This is a genomic window from Halorubrum sp. AD140 (assembly GCF_034497445.1).
GTDB lineage: Archaea > Halobacteriota > Halobacteria > Halobacteriales > Haloferacaceae > Halorubrum.
Map to the genome: position 1 here is coordinate 23,833 of NZ_JAXRUU010000027.1, position 17,464 is coordinate 41,296.

Annotated in this window: 17 protein-coding genes; 8 read left to right on the forward strand and 9 right to left on the reverse strand. The window is 70.9% G+C overall.

All coding sequences use genetic code 11. The features are described from left to right. The first annotated feature begins 123 nt into the window (after positions 1–123). Positions 124–1,998, forward strand: a complete 1,875-nt coding sequence (locus U4E84_RS08790) for a biotin carboxylase N-terminal domain-containing protein (RefSeq protein ID WP_322531723.1) — start codon at positions 124–126, stop codon at positions 1,996–1,998. Between the two features lie 18 nt (positions 1,999–2,016). On the opposite strand, the gene U4E84_RS08795 is transcribed toward U4E84_RS08790, so the two are convergent. Both U4E84_RS08795 and U4E84_RS08800 read right to left on the reverse strand, forming a co-directional pair. Next, complete coding sequence (locus U4E84_RS08795) at positions 2,017–2,859, reverse strand: 3-keto-5-aminohexanoate cleavage protein (RefSeq protein WP_322531724.1); 843 nt, start codon at positions 2,857–2,859, stop codon at positions 2,017–2,019. Continuing rightward, positions 2,856–3,077 (reverse strand): hypothetical protein, encoded by a 222-nt coding sequence (locus U4E84_RS08800; RefSeq protein ID WP_322531725.1) that lies wholly within the window; start codon positions 3,075–3,077, stop codon positions 2,856–2,858. The genes U4E84_RS08795 and U4E84_RS08800 overlap by 4 nt, the downstream gene beginning before the upstream one ends. Before the next feature lie 88 nt (positions 3,078–3,165). Between U4E84_RS08800 and U4E84_RS08805 the strand changes: the two genes are divergently transcribed. The 3 genes from U4E84_RS08805 to U4E84_RS08815 all read left to right on the forward strand — a co-directional run bounded on the left by U4E84_RS08805 (position 3,166) and on the right by U4E84_RS08815 (position 4,744). Continuing rightward, positions 3,166–3,513, forward strand: a complete 348-nt coding sequence (locus tag U4E84_RS08805) for a hypothetical protein (protein ID WP_322531726.1) — start codon at positions 3,166–3,168, stop codon at positions 3,511–3,513. 125 nt (positions 3,514–3,638) lie between these two features. Continuing rightward, positions 3,639–4,115 carry a TRAM domain-containing protein gene (locus U4E84_RS08810; protein ID WP_322531727.1) on the forward strand — a complete coding sequence of 159 codons (477 nt, stop codon included), beginning with the start codon at positions 3,639–3,641 and terminating at the stop codon, positions 4,113–4,115. 125 nt (positions 4,116–4,240) lie between these two features. Then, entirely contained in the window at positions 4,241–4,744 is a 504-nt protein-coding gene (locus U4E84_RS08815) for a Tfx family DNA-binding protein (protein ID WP_322531728.1), read from the forward strand. A 36-nt stretch (positions 4,745–4,780) separates the two neighbouring features. Here the strand turns inward: U4E84_RS08815 and U4E84_RS08820 are convergent, their stop codons facing one another. Then, a complete protein-coding gene (locus U4E84_RS08820) occupies positions 4,781–5,809 on the reverse strand; it encodes a succinylglutamate desuccinylase/aspartoacylase family protein (RefSeq protein WP_322531729.1) in 1,029 nt (342 codons plus the stop codon). Positions 5,810–5,948: 139 nt separating this feature from the next. Here U4E84_RS08820 and U4E84_RS08825 point away from each other — a divergent pair, with 139 nt between their 5' ends. Beyond that, complete coding sequence (locus U4E84_RS08825) at positions 5,949–6,776, forward strand: MBL fold metallo-hydrolase (protein WP_322531739.1); 828 nt, start codon at positions 5,949–5,951, stop codon at positions 6,774–6,776. Positions 6,777–6,858: 82 nt separating this feature from the next. Further along, the gene (locus tag U4E84_RS08830; protein WP_322531730.1) at positions 6,859–7,980 is read left to right on the forward strand and encodes a molybdopterin-dependent oxidoreductase; all 1,122 of its coding nucleotides are present in this window, start codon (positions 6,859–6,861) and stop codon (positions 7,978–7,980) included. 6 nt (positions 7,981–7,986) lie between these two features. On the opposite strand, the gene U4E84_RS08835 is transcribed toward U4E84_RS08830, so the two are convergent. From U4E84_RS08835 to U4E84_RS08845, 3 genes are all read right to left on the reverse strand, one after another. Then, positions 7,987–8,379 (reverse strand): PIN domain-containing protein, encoded by a 393-nt coding sequence (locus U4E84_RS08835; protein WP_322531731.1) that lies wholly within the window; start codon positions 8,377–8,379, stop codon positions 7,987–7,989. Continuing rightward, positions 8,376–8,588 (reverse strand): antitoxin VapB family protein, encoded by a 213-nt coding sequence (locus U4E84_RS08840; RefSeq protein WP_322531732.1) that lies wholly within the window; start codon positions 8,586–8,588, stop codon positions 8,376–8,378. Before U4E84_RS08840 ends, U4E84_RS08835 begins: the two co-directional genes overlap by 4 nt. Positions 8,589–8,658: 70 nt before the next feature. Then, positions 8,659–11,100 carry a DEAD/DEAH box helicase gene (locus tag U4E84_RS08845; RefSeq protein ID WP_322531733.1) on the reverse strand — a complete coding sequence of 814 codons (2,442 nt, stop codon included), beginning with the start codon at positions 11,098–11,100 and terminating at the stop codon, positions 8,659–8,661. Positions 11,101–11,382: 282 nt separating this feature from the next. On the opposite strand from U4E84_RS08845, the gene U4E84_RS08850 reads away from it, so the two are divergent. Next, positions 11,383–11,826, forward strand: coding sequence for a DUF5807 family protein (locus tag U4E84_RS08850; protein WP_322531734.1), 444 nt, complete (start codon positions 11,383–11,385; stop codon positions 11,824–11,826). Positions 11,827–11,855: 29 nt separating this feature from the next. Here U4E84_RS08850 and U4E84_RS08855 read toward each other — a convergent pair whose 3' ends face one another. The 3 genes from U4E84_RS08855 to U4E84_RS08865 form a co-directional block, all read right to left on the reverse strand. Then, positions 11,856–13,508 (reverse strand): long-chain fatty acid--CoA ligase, encoded by a 1,653-nt coding sequence (locus U4E84_RS08855; protein WP_322531735.1) that lies wholly within the window; start codon positions 13,506–13,508, stop codon positions 11,856–11,858. A 101-nt stretch (positions 13,509–13,609) separates the two neighbouring features. Further along, positions 13,610–14,893: a homoserine O-acetyltransferase gene (gene metX, locus U4E84_RS08860; RefSeq protein WP_322531736.1), complete on the reverse strand. Its 1,284-nt coding sequence runs from the start codon at positions 14,891–14,893 to the stop codon at positions 13,610–13,612. Beyond that, positions 14,890–16,188 (reverse strand): O-acetylhomoserine aminocarboxypropyltransferase/cysteine synthase family protein, encoded by a 1,299-nt coding sequence (locus U4E84_RS08865; protein ID WP_322531737.1) that lies wholly within the window; start codon positions 16,186–16,188, stop codon positions 14,890–14,892. The genes metX and U4E84_RS08865 overlap by 4 nt, the downstream gene beginning before the upstream one ends. A gap of 156 nt (positions 16,189–16,344) precedes the next feature. Here U4E84_RS08865 and U4E84_RS08870 point away from each other — a divergent pair. Next, on the forward strand, positions 16,345–17,464 hold a 1,120-nt coding region (locus tag U4E84_RS08870), incomplete at its 3' end, for a DHH family phosphoesterase (protein ID WP_322531738.1).

The window sequence follows — 17,464 nt, forward strand, 5'->3', positions numbered from 1 at the left end:
GGATCTGCCGCGCGGATCCCCTTAATCGTCTCGGGCGGGCGGTTCTCGCGGCCGACCGCACCGGACCCCGATCGTTGCGGACCGATAGAATGAGGTGGGTCTTGGTGGAAGGGAGGTGCAAGAATGTTCGACAAGGTTCTCGTCGCGAACCGCGGGGAGATCGCGGTTCGGGTGATGCGCGCCTGTGCGGAGTTGGGTGTCGACACCGTCGCCGTGTACAGCGACGCGGACAAACACGGGGGCCACGTCCGGTACGCGGACGAGGCGTACAACGTCGGGCCCGCGCGCGCCGCCGACTCCTACCTCGACGGCGAGGCGGTCGTCGAGGCCGCGCGCGCCGCCGACGCCGACGCGATTCACCCGGGCTACGGGTTCCTCGCGGAGAACGCCGACTTCGCCGCGCGCGTCGAGGCCGCCGACGGGATCACCTGGGTCGGCCCCGCCAGCGACGCGATGGACCGGCTCGGCGAGAAGACCCACGCCCGCCGGGTGATGGCCGACGCCGACGTCCCCATCGTCCCGGGGACGACCGAGCCCGTCACCGAGGTCGAGGCGGTGACGGAGTTCGGCGACGAGCACGGCTACCCGATCGCGATCAAGGCCGAGGGTGGCGGCGGCGGCCGCGGGATGAAGGTGGTCGAGAGCGCCGACGAGGCCGCGGACGCCCTCGAGTCGGCCAAGCGCGAGGGAAAGGCCTACTTCTCGAACGACTCCGTCTACCTGGAGCGTTACCTCGAGAACCCCCGCCACGTCGAGGTGCAGATCGTCGCGGAGGCGGGCGAGGACGGCGAGGGGCCCGCGGACGAGTCGGACGTCGTCCACCTCGGCGAGCGCGACTGCTCGCTCCAGCGCCGTCACCAGAAGGTGATCGAGGAGGGGCCCTCCCCCGCGCTCTCCGACGAGCTCCGCGAGCGGATCGGCGAGGCCGCCCGCCGCGGCGTCGCCGCCGCCGACTACACCAACGCCGGCACCGTCGAGTTCCTCGTCGAGGAGGACCTCGACCGCGACCCGTCGGAGCCGCTCGGTCCGGACACGCCGTTCTACTTCCTCGAGGTCAACACGCGCATCCAGGTCGAACACACCGTCACCGAGGAGCTGACGGGGATCGACATCGTCAAAGAGCAGCTCCGGGTCGCCGCCGGCGAGGGGCTGTCCGTCTCGCAGGACGACGTGGAGCTGGAGGGCCACGCCATCGAGTTCCGGATCAACGCCGAGAACGCCGCGAAGGAGTTCCAGCCGGCCAACGAGGGGCGGCTCGACACGTACGACCCGCCGGGCGGGATCGGCGTCCGCGTCGACGACGCGCTCCGGCAGGGCGACGAGTTGGTCACCGACTACGACTCGATGATCGCGAAGCTGATCGTGTGGGGCGGCGACCGCGAGGAGTGTCTCGCCCGGTCGAAGCGCGCGCTCGCGGAGTACGACGTAGAGGGCGTCGTCACCGTCATTCCGTTCCACCGGCTCATGCTCGACGACGAGCGGTTCGTCGCGGGCACCCACACCACGAAGTACCTCGACGAGGAGCTCGACCGGGAGCTGGTCGCCGAGGCTCAGGAGAAGTGGGGGACCGAGTCGGCAGCGGGCGGCGACGAGGAGGTGACCGAGCGCGAGTTCACCGTCGAGGTGAACGGCAAGCGCTTCGACGTGGAGCTGGAGGAGCGCGGCGCGCCGCCGATCCCGACGCCCGCGGGCGGTGGGAGGAGCGACGCGGGAGGCCGGACGCAGCGACCGCCGCAGGCGACGAGCGACGACGGGGGCGACGACGGCGTCGACGTCGCCGAGGGCGGCGAGGCGATCGCGGCGGAGATGCAGGGGACGATCCTCTCGGTCGACGTGGCCGAGGGCGACGAGGTGTCCGCGGGCGACGTGGTCTGCGTCCTCGAGGCGATGAAGATGGAGAACGACGTGGTCGCGGAGCGCGGCGGCACGGTCGCGAGCGTCCACGTCGGCGAGGGCGAGGGCGTCGATATGGGTGACGTGCTGGTCGTGCTGGAGTAGCGCCGAGCGCTCCGGACCCTACCGCCCCCGTAAGCCCAGCATCTCCCGCGCCTGATCGGGCGTCGCCACGGGCCGACCGAGCTCCTCCGAAATTCGCGCCGCCCGCGCCACCAGCTCCTCGTTCGTCGCCAGCTCGCCCCGTCTATAATACCGATTGTCCTCCAGTCCGACCCGAACGTGCCCGCCGAGGAGGATCGACTGCGTCGTCAGCGGGAGCTGGTGCCGGCCGAACCCGATCACGTTGAACTCGACCCCGTCCGGCAGCGCCTCAACTCGGTTCATCAGGTTCCGGGGGTGCGGCGGCGACGTGGTGCCGCCGCCGAACAGGAAGTTGAGGTACGGCGGGTCGTCCAGCTCGTCGAGGATCGCCAGCGACTCGTTGAGGTGCCCGTCGTTGAACACCTCCAGCTCTGGCTTGATTCCCCGCTCTCGCATCTCCGCGTGCAGCGACGCGACCAGCTCGCGGGTGTTCTCCGAGGTGAGCCGGTCGTAGCGGTTGAGCGGCCCCATGTCGAGCGACGCCATCTCGGGGGCGGGGTCGGTACGGAGCGGCTCGTGTCGGAGGTCGTCCGGCGCCGCCGTTCCCCCGGTCGAGTGCTGGAGGACGGCGTCGTCGGTGGCCGCGCGGACCGCGTCGGCGACCGCCTGGAAGCGTTCGGCCGAGAAGGCGCGCTCCCCGTCGTCGCGGCGCGCGTGGAGGTGGAGCACGCTGGCGCCCGCGTCCTCGCAGGCGGCCGCCGCGGCGGCGATCTCCTCGGGCGTCTCCGGGAGGTCCGGGTGCGCCTCCTTGCCGTGGACGCCGCCGGTGAGCGCCGCGGTGATGATCGCCGGTTTCCCGTCGAGGTAGTCGTCGTAGGTCATCGGCCGGCGTCGACCTCGTCACGATCGCCCCGACCCGGTTCCGGCTCCTCGTAGAACTCGCAGTCCCGCGCGGGGTCGAGCCCGTATCGGGCGTTGCAGATGTCGGCTCGCATCGGCTGGACGAACGACCCCGTCACGGTGCAGAAGGCGCGGGCGGTCTCGAACGACTTCCCGTCGCCCTCCTCGCGGTACGCCAGGTGCGGACACGTCTCGGCCATGGCCGACGGAGGCGAGGGAGCGGCTTGAAACCACGCGTCCGCGACCCTGACCGACGCTATTTAACCGACCGCCCGAGAACGGGGCGGTATGGAGCCGGTCGACGACTGGCGCGCGGCGCTCGCGGAGGCCGGGGAGTTCACCGGGCCGATCGCCGCCGCGATCGTCGACGAGCACGGCGACCGGGGCAAGCGCGCGATCGAGGCGGTCGGGGAGGGACGAGTGAAGCGGTACCGCGATTTCACCGTCGTCGTGGGCCACGAGGACGAGTACGTCGTCGAGGAGGGCGAGTGCACCTGCGCGGACGCCACGTACAACCTCGACGCCGAGGATCCGAGCGAGCGCTGCTGGCACGCGATCGCGGTCGACGTCGCCGACGCGGTGAACGCGATCGACCACCACGACATGTGGTACTCGGAGGTCCGCGAGTTCCTGTGAGCCGGCCCTGAGCGGAACACGGACATTCGGACCAGCCGCCGTCTACAGCATTAAAACGCCGAATTTCCGGATTCTCCGGCCGCTCAGTCGAAAACGTTTCAACAACGGCCGGTCTCCCGTACGGTATGGCGGACTGTCCACTCGCCGACGAATGCCCCAGTTTCGACGAACGAATCGAGGGGATGGGGTGTCAACACTACGGCAACAAGGGCGGCGCGGAGTGGTGTAACCACTACGACATGCCCATCTACGAGCTGAAACAGCAGCCGGTCCAGCCCGGCGAGGAGGTCGTCGTCGAGGTCGACGACATCCACGAGAGCGGCGCGGGCGTGGGCCGCACCGGCGACGGTTTCATCGTCCTCGTCGACGGGCTCCTCCCGCCGGCGCGCGCGGAGGTGCGGATCCACCGCGTGAAGTCGAGCCACGCGACCGCACGGGACGTCGTCGAGCGGCTCCCCGAGGACCCGGAGGAGGGCGACGAGGGCGACGACGCGGCGGAGGCGGCGGACGGGGACGACGCGGACGACGAAGACGGCGACCGCCGCCGCGACCGCCCCGACCGCGAACGGCTCGGCAGCCGCGAGAACTTCTGGGGCAAGTGAGCGCGTCCCGGGGTGGCCCCACCCCACGGACAGTCCGGACGCCGCCGATCCGCCGACCGATCGCCGCGACCGACCAGGGTCGCTGACACCACCGTTTTTTGAGCGCGCGTCTCCTCGCGACGGGTATGGTCGCAGACGACGGTCCAACCGACGCCGGTGACGCCGCCGACACCGACGACGTCGACGCCGCCGAGCTGCTGGAGCGGGCCGGATTCGACGCCGACGAGAGCGTTCTCACGCACCGGCAGGCGGAGGTGCTCGCGCTCCGCGAGCGCGGACTCCGCCAGTCCGACATCGCCGACCGGCTCGGCACGTCGCGGGCGAACGTCTCCAGCGTCGAGGCCAGCGCCCGTGACAACGTCGATCGGGCCCGCGAGACGGTCGCGTTCGCGGAGGCGCTCGCCGCGCCCGTCCGCGTGGAGATCGAGGTCGGGACCGACCTCTACGACGCCCCGAAACGCGTGTACGACGCCTGCGACGAGGCGGGCGTGAAGGTGAACCAGACCGCCCCGAGCCTGATGAAGACGATCGGCGAGCGCGCCGGCGACGCGGTCCACGGCCGCGAGGTGCGGAGCCGCCTGTTCGTCACCGTGGACGCCGACGGGAAGATCCGGGTACGGAAGCCGTGAGCGTTCTCAGGTCGTGAACTCGACGCGGACCGACGCTCACTCCTCCAGCCGTTCCGCGACGCCGACGAGCGTCGAGCCCGCGGTGACCGTCGCCTCGCGGGCGATCGAGTAGACGATCCCGTCGCGGTCGGCCGTCGCGGTCTGGAGCGGCTCGAACGCTGTCGGGTCGTGGACGACGCCGAGCCGCTCTCCCTCCACCACCGCGTCGCCGACGTCGAGGTCCCGCTCCGGGGTGAACAGCCCCGACTCGGCGGCGTTCACCCGACCGAGGTGGTTGCGCGCGACCGTCCCGTTCCACGGCTCGGGCTCGCCGGGGAGCAGTCCCTCGTGGCGGAGAACGTCGAGCGTCCCTCTCAGTCCCTCCTCGACCGCCTCGGCGACGACCTCGCGGCTGTGCGCGAGCTCCGGCGTGATCGTGGGGATCCCCTCGCGCGTGGCGGCGACGCGGAGCTTCCCCGCGAACCCGCGCTCGCTCCACTCCGCGTCCGCCTCGTCGCCCGCCGCCTCCGCGAGCAGGAGGTCCGTCCCGAACGCCTCCGCGAGCGACCGACAGACCTCGTCGCCGCGCAGGTACACCGTGTGCGTGAGCATCGCTGGCGAGCCCGTGTGGAGGTCGACGACCGCGTCGGCCGCGCTCGCGAACGCCCAGAGGCGGGCCGCCATCCGCTCGTGGAGCGTCCCCGCGTCGTCGCCGGGCCAGCAGCGGTTCATGTTCGAGTGGACCGAGTCGAGCGACTCCGGCGCGGTGTACGAGACGCGGTCGAACGTGAGCGGGTCGGCGACGGGGACCGTCACGAGCGTTCCGTCGAGGTCACTTGCGTCCGCGGTCGTCGCCTCCCCGTCGGTCAGCCGCTCGTGGAGCCGCCGGAGGACCGCGGTGCCGTTCACCTCCCGGCCGTGCTGTGCCGCCTGGACGTAGATCACGGGCCCGCCGTCGACCGGCACGTCGAGCTCGGGGCCGTCGTCGCCGTCGACGAGTCGGCCCTCGCCGTAGACGTGGACGGTCGTGCGGACAGGGACGCCCGAGGGGAGCCGCGCGAGGACGAGTTCGCTGGCGTCGTGCATACCGGAAGGTCGGCCCTGCGGGACATATACCTCGGGGAGGGTGCGTCGCCGGCCTGCAATCGGGGCGGTCCGACGGGCTCGCCGGACGGACCGGTCGACCACGGACGCTAAGTCGGTGGGTCGCCGAGACGGATCCGAGATGCGGGTCACCCTCCTCGGCACCGGCGACACGACCGGGACGCCGACGGTCGGCTGCGACTGCGACACCTGCGCCGCGGCACGAGAGCGCGGGGTGTCGCGGTCGCGGTTCTCGGTCCACGTCGAAAACGAGCGCGCGGACGAGTCGCTGCTCGTCGACTTCAGCCCCGACTTCAGACAGCAGTTCCTCGCGGCCGACGTCTCGCTCCCGGACGCGGGAATCGTGACGCACATTCACTTCGACCACCTCGACGGGCTCGGCAACGTCTACCGGCTGGTCGACGGACTGCCCGTCCACGCGCCGAGCGAGACCGACCCCGCCACCGACGAGAGCGTCGCCGAGACGATCCGGGCGAAGTACGACTACCTGGAGGACCGCATCGGCGTCCACGCCCGCGAGCCGTTCGAGCCCTTCGAGACGTGCGGGTTCGAGGTCCGATTCGTCCCCGTCGACCACCCGCCGCTTCTGTGTTACGGCGTCGCCATCGAGGACCCGGAGACGGGCGCGAAGCTCTCGCTGACGGGCGACACGAGCTACGACGTCCCGGAGCGCTCCCGCGCGGCGCTCGCCGACGCCGACCTCCTACTGGCCGACGCCATCGTCCCCGCCTCGCTCTGCGAGCACCACCCGATGGGCGGGCGCCACGAGGGACCCGACGGCGTCCCGCGCACGTTCGGCTCGAAGCACATGACCCGGGAGGGGGCGCTCGCGCTCGCCGACGAGCTGGACGCCGACCGGACTCGGCTCGTCCACCTCGCGCACTACTATCCGCCCGACGAGGCGTTCGAGGAGCCGCTCGCGGTCGACGGCGAGGTGTACGAGCTCTGAGCGGGGCGCGTTGCGGCCGCCGTGACGCACGAGGCCGCCGCGCCCGCATCGTTTTGTCTCGCTAGCACGTACCACGGTCGAGATGGGAGCGAGAGCCCGGCTTCGCGACGTCGCCGAGCGGCTGGAGCCGCCGCCCCGCGCGGTGGACTGGTCGCTGTTCGCGTTCGTGGCCGCGGAGGTCGCCACCGGGCTCGTCTCGTTCACCGTCGGCGTCCCGGAGGGGTGGCCGCTGTTCTGGCTCCACCGGGCGCTGGGGCTCGCGATTATCGCCCTGCTCGCGTGGAAGCTCGCACGCGTCCGCCGGCGGCTCACGGACCCGAGCCGGTGGCGGCGGTCGACCGCGCTGTCGGTCCTGACCCTGGTCGCCGCCCTCGGCGCGCTCTCGACCGGGATCGTCTGGGTCGTCGGGCTCGACGTCCGGATCTCCCACTGGACCCTGCTGTCCGTCCACGTCGGGTTCGGGCTCGCGCTCCTCCCGCTCGTGGCCGCGCACGCCGCGACCAGATTCAGGCTCCCGCGGCGGGTCGACTTCGAGCGACGCCGGACTGCGGTGCGGTACGCCGTCCTGCTGGCCGCGGGCGCGGCGACGTATCGGCTCCAGCAGGGCGTCGGCGACCTCCTCGACACGGGAGGCGCGGACCGGCGGTTCACCGGGTCACAGCCCCGCGAGGGGGACGGGAACGGCGCGTTCCCGATCACCTCGTGGGTCGCCGACGACCCCGACCCGATCGACCGCGACGGCTACCGGCTGCGCGTCGACGGGCTCGTGAGCGATCCAGTCGAGCTGACCGCCGAGGAACTCGACGCGGGTCACGAGCGGGAGGCGCTGCTCGACTGCACCAGCGGCTGGTACACGGTCCAGGAGTGGGGCGGGATCCGCATCGGCGACCTGCTCGACGCGGCCGGCGGAGTCGACGCCGGCGGCTCCGGGGACGCCGGCGACTCGGACCGCGACCCCGCCTACGTCCGGTTCACCTCCGTCACCGGCTACCGCTGGAGTCTCCCGCTCGACGAGGCCGAAGACGCCCTGCTCGCGACGCACGTCGGCGGCGAGCGACTGAGCCACGGTCACGGCGCTCCCGCCCGGCTCGTCGCCCCAGATCGGCGGGGGTTCCAGTGGGTGAAGTGGGTGACGCGCGTGGAGGTCCGATCGGAGTACGACGTCGGCCAGTGGGTCGTGACGCTCGTGAGCGGGTTCGACTGACCCGTCTCAGACGAAGTCGACGTCGAGTCGATCGGTGATCCCGTCCACGTCGAAGTCGGCGTCGGCCACCGCGAGCCGCTCGTCCCGAAGCGCGGCGACTCCGGCGATGTACGCGTCGCGTGCGGCGAGCGGCTCGCCCTCCGCCCGCAGTTCGTCCTGAAGGGTCGCCGCCGCCCGGGCGCTCGACGCCGACGACTCGACCACGTCGACCCAGGTCAGCGCCTCGTCGACCGCCTCGAGATCCGTCGCGTCCGTTTTGAACACCTCGCCCTGATACACCTCGAACAGCACCAACGGGGGCGCGGTCGCCCGGTCGTCAACGCATGACGCGACGTACTCGACCGCCGCGTCTCGTCCCGCGAGGTAGTCGATGAGGACGCTGCTGTCGTACAGCGTCACCGCGAGTCGACCCCGCGTTTCATCTCTCGACGCTTCGCTCTCGCGTGGTCTGCCGCGTCGGTCCCCTCCCACAGACCGGCACCCGCGCGGACGTTCTCCCGCCGCTCGCGGAGCAGTCGAGTCAACAGCTCGTCGAACGTCTCGTCGTCCCCCTTGAGCGACGCGAGCGCGGCGTGTGTGTCATCGTCGACGCGGATACTCTTGCTCACACTGGCCCGTATACGATTCCGTATACAATTCTCTTTCGCTCGATGAGTTCGGTCGGGCGTTTCACCGAGGTCACTCGTACTCGCTCCCGACGACCTCGCGGATGCGCTCGGCGGTCACCGGACCGACGCCCTCGACCGCCAGCAGATCGTCCTCGGGCGCGGTCATCACGGCCTCGACCGTGCCGAAGTGCTCGAGGAGGGTCCGGGCCGTGACGGGGCCGATGTCCGCGATGGAGGAGACGACGTACTCCTGCTGTTCCGCGCGGGTCTTGGTCGTCTTCTCCCCGTGGACGCTCACCTCGCGGTCGCGCGTCTCCTGTTCGCGTTTGGCGATCGTCGCGAGCAGCTCCGTGGTGTCCGTCTCGCTCTCGGTTCGGAGGACGCTCACGTCGAAGTCGACCGCCAGCGACGCGAGCGCGCCGCGGATCGCGTTGGGGTCGATGTCGCGCTGGCCGTAGAGGTTCGTCCCCTCGACGACCATCACGGGGCGGGCGTACGCCCGCGAGAGCTCGCCGACCTGCTCGAACATCGACCGGTCGGCGTCGAGCATCGAGTCGACGAAGTCCGCCGCCGACTTCCGCTCGACCGCCACGCGGTCCGAGAGCACGTAGTCGCCGACGGCGAGCGTCTCCAGCCGGGTGACGAGCCCGTCGCGCGTCGAGAGGTCCTTCGCGATGGAGGAGTCGAGCTCGCGCTGGTCGACGACGATCTCCACGCCGTCGTCGACCCCGGCCGTCGCGACGACGCCGCCGTTGCTCTCCCCCGTTTCCGCCTCGTCGCTCAGCTCGGTCTCCCGCGCCTCCGCGGCGAAGTCGGTGAGTCCGGCGTCGGCGTCGGCGGGCTCGTCGCCCGCGTCGGTGCCTCTGTCGCTCCCACCCGCGCCGTCGTCGGCGTCGGTGTCGGCGTCCTCGCCTTCGGATCCCCCCGCGAACGCGTCGAGGTCGGCCTGTCCGTCGTCGCCCACGGTCTCCTCGATGTCGTCGGTGGCCTCCTTCAGCTCGGCGAGCTGGGTGGCCATCTTCTTCTCGCGGCGCCGCGAGATCCAGAAGAACGCCTCGTCGCGGGTGTCCTCGGCCATGAGGACGACCACCTTCCCCTCCGCCTGCCGGCCGGTCCGACCCTTGCGCTGGATCGAGCGGATCGCGGTGGGAACCGGCTCGTAGAAGCAGACGAGATCGACCTCGGGGACGTCGAGGCCCTCCTCGGCGACCGACGTGGAGACGAGCACCTCGAACTCCCCGTTCTTGAACTCGTCGAGCGTCTCCTGTTGCTGTTTCTGGCTCATCCCGTCGGAGCCCTGCTTGTCGCCCTGGCCGACGAACTTCCGGACGTCGAAGCTCGCGGAGAGGAACTCCACGAGCGCCTCGGCGGTGTCGCGGGACTCGGTGAAGAGGATGGCCCGCTCGCCGTCGTTGATCCCGAGCGTCTCCGCGAGGAGGATCCGGGCCTTCGAGAACTTCGGGTGAAGCCCGTCGAACGACTCCGCCTTCCGCATCGCCTCTCGCACCTTGGGGTCCGCGACCATCCGCTGGCTCGCCTTCGAGGCGCCCGACGACCGGGCGGCCTCGCGCTGACGCTCGAAGTAGCGGCGGACGGACTCGACCGACTGCGTCTCGACCAGCTCGGTCGCGCGCCGGAGCTTCATCACCTCGGCGTGGGTGCTCATCCCCTTGTAGCCGTCCGACTGGTCGTTGTCCATCATCCGCTTCAGCTTCCCGCGCATCTCGTTGAGGTCGCGCTGGGAGAGGTCGGGGCTCGTCGTGTTCGTCACGCCGAGCGACTTCAGCTTCTCCAACCGATCGGTGATCACCTCGTTGAGCGCGTCGCGGATCTCGAGGACCTCGTCGGGGAGCGTCACCCGCTCCCACTGCACGTCGGTGTCGTGGGTGTACTCGTCGACGTCGGCGTCCGCCTCGGTCATCACCTCCACGTTGACGAGCCCGAGGTTCTCACAGACCGTCTCGATCTCCTCGGTGTCGCCGCCCGGCGAGGCCGACATCCCGGTGACGAGCGGGTCCGCCGCGTCGGCGTGGTACCGCTCCGCGATGTAGACGTACGCGTAGTCGCCGGTCGCGCGGTGACACTCGTCGAAGGTGCAGTGGGTCACCTCGCGCAGCGAGATCCGGTTGCCGACCAGGTCGTTCTCGACGACCTGCGGGGTCGCGATCGCGATCCGGGCGTCCTCCCAGAGCGCGGCGCGGTCGTCCGGCTTCACGTCGCCGGTGAACACGACGATCTCGTCGTCCGGAATCGAGAGCGCCTCGCGATAGAAGTCGGCGTGCTGCTGGACGAGGGGTTTGGTGGGGGCCAAAAAGAGTGCCTTCCCGCCGACCGCGTCGAGTCGTTCGGCGGTGACGAGCAGGCTGACCGTCGTCTTGCCGAGGCCGGTCGGGAGACAGACGAGGGTGTGGTCGGCGGCCGCGGACTCCGCAAGCCGGAGCTGGTAGCGGCGCCGCTGGAGGAAGTCGTCGACGAGCAGGGGTCTGTCGATGCCGGCGGCCTCGGTCGCCATCGGCGGGCCTACGCCGCCTCCGGCCTAAAGCCTTCGCGAAGCGTGGTGAAAGTTATCCGTCGGTCGAGCGCTCCTCTCGGAGCTCCTCGGGTACGTCCTCGTCGACCAGCTCCGCCCACTCGACGAGCCGGTCTCCGGATGGTGTTCGCGCGCTCATCAGGGGACGGATCGCCGTGATGCGTATTAACAGTTACCCCGATCCCACGCGAGCTGGCGTCGGACGGCTCGCCGCGACTCGTCGCGACTCGCACGCCTTTTACCGTTCACGCGCCTCCGGCCCGCATGAGCAAACTCGAGGAGTTCCTCGCCGGCGAGCGACTCGACGAGGTCGTCTTCTACCTGAGCGACGCGTACCTCGACGACGACTCCCGACTCCGCGACGTCGGGACCGAGACGGACGACGGCGTGCGGCTGATCCTCGACGGCGAGACCGGCCGGTCCGCGTTCGAGGCCGGCACGGGCACGGGCGCGATGGAGTTCGCGAAGACGGCGATGGGCGCCGAGGGGACGATCGCCCGGTCGCTCGACGGCGGGGAGTGCCCGTTCGCCGAGGAAGCGCCCGACGAAGACCACGACGTGCGGTTCGTCTTCGCGTTCGCGGAGGCGCAGAACGAGGAGGTCGGCGGCCTCTACGCCGAGGGCGACGTGGTCCACGCGTACGCCCACTGCACCTGTGGCGAGAGCTACTCGCACAAGTGGATCGTCGGCGAGCGCGACGCCGAGTAGGACAGTCGGCGAGCGCGCTCGGTCCGGTTCTACTCCTGCTCGGGCGCGTCCTCCTCCGGCACCGACCCCTCGACGAGCGACTGGTCGGCGTACCGCTCGCGGAGGTCCTTCTTCGAGAACTTCCCGGTGGCCGTCTTGGGCACCTCGTCGATGAACTCCACGGCGTCCGGCACCCACCACTTGGGGTACTGCTCTCGCAGGCCGGCCTCGATCTCGTCGACGAGCGCCTCGCGGTCGACGCCGTCGGTCGCGACGACGAACGCGACCGGTCGCTCCTGCCAGCGCTCGTGGGGGACGCCGATCACGGTCGCCTCGCTCACGCCGTCGTAGGCCATGATCGCGTTCTCCAACTCGACGCTGGAGATCCACTCGCCGCCCGACTTGATCACGTCCTTCGTGCGGTCGACGAGCTGGATGTAGCCGTCCCCGTCGACGGTGACCACGTCGCCGGTCTTCAGCCAGCCGTCGACGAAGTCCTCCTCGCTGGCGTCGGGACGAGCGAAGTACTCCTTGGTGACCCAGGGCCCGCGGACCCGGAGCTCGCCGAACGCCTCCCCGTCCCACGGGATCTCCTCGCCGTTCTCGTCGATCACCTCGAACTCCAGCCCGGGGACGACGAGGCCCTGCTTCGACCGCTTGTCGACCTGCGTCTCGTAGTCGGCGTCGCGGAGGTCGTCGGTGAGGTGCGAGACGGTGCCGATCGGCGACATCTCGGTCATCCCCCACGCGTGGAGCACCTCGACGTCGCGGTCGTCGTACCACTCGATCAGCGCCCGGGGGGCGGCCGCGCCGCCGACGATCACGGTGTCGAGCGTCGAGAGGTCGACGTCGTTCCCCTCCGCGATGTACTCCCGAAGCCCCAGCCACACCGTCGGGACGCCGGCGGAGACCGTCACGCCCTCCTCTTCGATCAGCGCCGCGAGGTCGGCCGGCGTCGGCGACGGCCCGGGGTAGACGTGTTTCGCGCCCGCCGCGGTCGCGGTGAACGGCATCCCCCACGCGTTGACGTGGAACATGGGGACGACTGGCATGATCACGTCGGAGTCCTCCATCGGGATCCCCTGCGGCGTCTGGGAGGCCATGGTGTGGCTCCACAGCATCGAGTGGGTGTACTCGACGCCCTTCGGCCTGCCCGTCGTGCCGGAGGTGTAACAGAGACCGGCGGGCCGGTCGCCGCCGAGCTCGGGCCAGTCGTACTCGGTCGGCTGGCCCGCGACGAACTCCTCGTAGGGGGTGGCGTCCAGCTCGTCGATCTCGTCGGATCCCATGACGACGAAGTCGACGCCGGCGAACTCCTCGGCGCCGTCGGCCGCGGCGGCGAGTTTCGGGGCGAGCGACGGGTCGACGAAGACGATCTCGTCTTCGGCGTCGTCGACGATGTACCGGATGTGCTCGTCCGGCAGCAGGGGGTTGATCGTGTGGAGTTGCGCGCCCGTGTTCGGGACGCCGAAGTACGTCTCGAAGTGGCGGGTGTGGTTCCAGCAGAACGTGGCGATCCTGTCGCCGCGCTCGATCCCGCGCTCGTCGAGCGCGTTCGCGAGTTGGGCCGTCCGGTCGGCGTACTCGGCGTACGTGTGCCGCGTCCGTCCCTCGTGCGTCCGGGAGACGATCTCGGTGTCGGGGTACAGTTTTTCCGCGCGCCACAGGAACGGTCGGAGCGTCTGGGAGTGTCCACCGGGCATACCTCACACACCACGGAGCCGGGAACTATGAACATTTGCATGATTGATAGTGAATGTTCGGCGGCGCGGCGATCGCCCTCAGGAGATGTGATGGGAGCGCGCTATCCCCGGAAGAGGCTCGCGTGCACGGGCGCGTGGTCCGATTCGGGACGCGCGGACTCGTCGCCCTCGCCGCCGTCGTCGGAGACCGCCCGGCCCTCGACCCCCTCCGCGAGGAAGTCGCGGAGCGGCGGCCCGACGTGCTCGGGCTCGACGAGGAACGCGTCGTGGCCGTGGTCGGAGTCGATCACGTGGTGGGCGACGGGGACGTCGCGGTCGCGGAAGGCGTCCGCCAGCGACGACGACTGCTCGACGGTGAAGTGCCAGTCGGCGGTGAAGCTCATCAGGAGCGCCTCGCCCTCGAACGCCGCCAGCGCGTCGGCGTCGGTGCCGTGACCCGCCGAGAGGTCGTACTCGTCCATCGCGCGAGTGAGGTAGAGGTAGCTGTTGGCGTCGAAGCGCTCGCTGAACCCCTCCGCCTGGTAGTCGAGGTACGACTCCACCTCCCGGTACGGGAAGAACGCCGCCGTCGGCTCCGGCGGGAGCCCGAGGTCACTGTCCTCGCGGGTCAGCGAGTCGCGACCCGCCGAGCGGCGGCCGAACTTCCGCTCCATCGAGGCCTTCGAGAGGTACATGATGTGACCGATCTGGCGGGCTAACGCGAGCCCCTCGTCCGGCGAGGGGCGGTCCTCGCCGTAGTAGTCGCCGCCGTTCCAGTGCCGGTCCGCGCGGATCGCGCGGCGGGCGACCGCGTCGAGCGCGAGGCACTGCGCGTCGAGCCGCCCGGCGGTCGCGATGGCGACGACCCGGTCGACGTCGTCCGGGTACCGCTTCGCCCACTCCAGGACGTTCATCCCGCCGACGCTGCCGCCGACGACGGCGCGCAGCCGCCCCACGCCGAGGTGGTCGAGCAGGCGCCGCTGCGCGCGCGCCCAGTCCTCGACCTGCACCGGCGGGAAGGCGGTCCCCCACCGGTCGTGGTCGGGCTCGTCGGAGAGGTCGAGGTCGGCCGGGCGCTCGCTCGTCGGGCCGGTCGTGCCGTAACAGGAGCCCGGGACGTTCGCGCAGACGACGAAGTACTCCGTCGTGTCGATCGCCTTCCCGGGTCCCACGATGTCGTCCCACCAGGCGCGGGCCTGTCCCGCCTGCCCGGCGTCCCGCTCCGGCGACGGCGAGCGCGCGACGTTCTGGCTGCCGGTGAGCGCGTGACAGACTAACACGACGTTGTCGCCGTCGAACTCGCCGTGGGTCTCGTAGGCGACCTCGAGGTCGGGGACCGACTGGCCGCACTCGAAGACGAACTCGCCGAGCGAGGCGACCCCCTCGTCGGAGGGCGTCGTGCTCATCGGTCCTCACCCGCGGCGGCGCGCTCGCCCGCCGCCAGCCCGCGGTCGAGGTCGGCGATCACGTCGTCCGGGTCCTCGATGCCGACGGAGAGCCGGAGCATGTCGGGGAAGACGCCCGCGAGCCGCTGTTGGGTCTCGTCCATCTGCGCGTGCGTGGTGGAGGCCGGGTGGATGACGAGCGTCTTCGCGTCGCCGACGTTCGCGAGGAAGCTCGTCAGGTCGACGGCCTCGCAGAACGTCTTGGCGGCCTCGTAGCCGCCGTCGACGCCGAACGTGACCATCCCGCCGAAGCCGTCGAGGTACTCCGCGGCGTTGTCGTGGCTCTGGTGGTCCTCGAAGCCGGGGTACGCCACCCAGCCCACCCGGTCGTCGTCGCGGAGAAACTCGGCGACGGTCCGGGCGTTCTCGCAGTGTCGCTCCATCCGGAGCGGGAGCGTGTTGAGCCCCTGGATCGTTTGCCACGCGTCGAACGGGGACTGCTGGCCGCCAGTCGGGCGCACCCCGCGCTGGCGGGCGACGTTCGCGAAGGCGGCGTCGCCGAACCGCTCGACGAAGTCGATCGGAAACGCCGGCGACTGCCCGTCGAGCTCGTCGTAGTCGGCGTCCGGGTGGTCCCAGGGGAACTGCCCGCCGTCGACGACGATCCCGCCGACGGTGGTGCCGTTACCCGTGATCCACTTCGTCGTCGACTCCCAGACGATGTCGGCGCCGTGCTCGAACGGCCGACAGAGGTACGGGCTCGCGAACGTGTTGTCGACGACGAGCGGGGCCGCGTGCTCGTGGGCGATCTCGGCGAGTCGCTCGAAGTCGGGAGTGACGAGCGAGGGGTTCGCGACCGTCTCCACGTGGACGAAGGCGGTGTCCTCGTCGATCACGTCCGCGTACGCCTCGTAGTCGAGCGTGTCGACGAGCCGGGCCTCCACGCCCCGACGGTCCGCGATGCCGGTGAGGTACGCGGCCGTGCCGCCGTACATCTCGGAGCTGGCGACGACGTTGTCGCCCGCGCTCGCGAGCACGGTCGTGATCGCGTCGAAGGCGGCCATCCCCGAACCGGTCGCGACCGCGTCCGTCCCGCCCGACAAGTCTGCGATCCGGTCTTCGAGGACGCCCACGGTCGGGTTGGAGAGCCGGGAGTAGATGTGGCCCTCCGCCCGGAGCGCGTACAGCTCCGCCGCCGTGTCCGCGTCGTCGAAGACGAACGAGGTCGTCTGGTGGATCGGGGTCGCGCGCGACCCGGTCGCCGGGTCGACCGCGGCGCCGGCGTGGAGACTCCGGGTGTTGAACCCACGTGTCATGTGTGTAGTGCATATATCTCGAGATATCTATAACCGTCAGTTACGGCAAGTGATGCCTCGGCCGGCGGCGAGGCGGCGGTGACGCTCCGGCGGGCAGGACTCCGCCGTTGCCACCGAAGCGTGAGTTTATCCCCGATCGCGAGCCAACGGGAGGTAATGGCAGCCGCCGACTCACCCGTGCCGGACCTCGCCGGACGCGCGAGCGCCTGCGCCGACCGCCTCCGCGCCGCCGACCGGGTGCTGCTCGCCTCCCACATCGACGCCGACGGGCTGACGAGCGCCGCGATCGCGTCGGCGGCGCTCGCGCGCGCCGGGATCGACCACGAGGTCGTCTTCGAGAAACAGCTGGACGCCGACTCGATCGCGGGGATCGCGGCCCGTGAGTTCGACGTCGTGCTGTTCACCGACTTCGGCTCCGGCCAGCTCGACGTCATCGCCGACCACGAGACCCGCGGCGCGTTCGTCCCCGTGATCGCCGACCACCACCAGCCGGCCGACCGCGACACGGAGTTCCACCTCAACCCCCTGCTGGAGGGACTCGACGGCGCGAGCGAGCTGTCGGGCGCGGGCGCGAGCTACGTGCTCGCCCGGGCGCTGGAGGGCCCGGACGGCGACAACCGCGACCTCGCCGCGCTCGCGGTCGTCGGCGCGGTCGGCGACATGCAGGACTCCGACGGCGGGCTCGTCGGCGCCAACGAGTCGATCGTCGCCGACGGCGTCGACGCCGGCGTCATCGAGACGCGCACCGACCTGGACCTGTACGGCAGACAGACCCGTCCGCTTCCGAAGCTGCTCGAGTACGCCTCCGACGTGACGATCCCCGGCGTCTCAAACGACGAGGCGGGGGCGATCGCCTTCCTGACCGACCTCGACGTCGACGTGAGACGCGACGGGGAGTGGCGCCGCTGGGTCGACCTCGACGGCGAGGAGCGACAGATCCTCGCGTCCGCACTGATGCGGCGCGCCGTCGCCTCCGGCGTGCCGGCCGACCGGATCGAGGCGCTCGTCGGCACCTCCTACACGCTCGTCGACGAGGAGCCCGGCACGGAGCTACGGGACGTCAGCGAGTTCTCCACCCTGCTCAACGCCACCGCCAGGTACGATCGCGCCGACGTCGGCCTCGCGGTGTGTCTCGGCGACCGCGACGACGCGCTCGCCGAGGCGCGGCGGCTCCTCCGGAACCACCGACGGAACCTCCCGGAGGGGCTCCAGTGGGTGAAGACGGAGGGCGTCACCGACGCGGAGCACCCCCAGTGGTTCGACGCCGGCCCGCGGA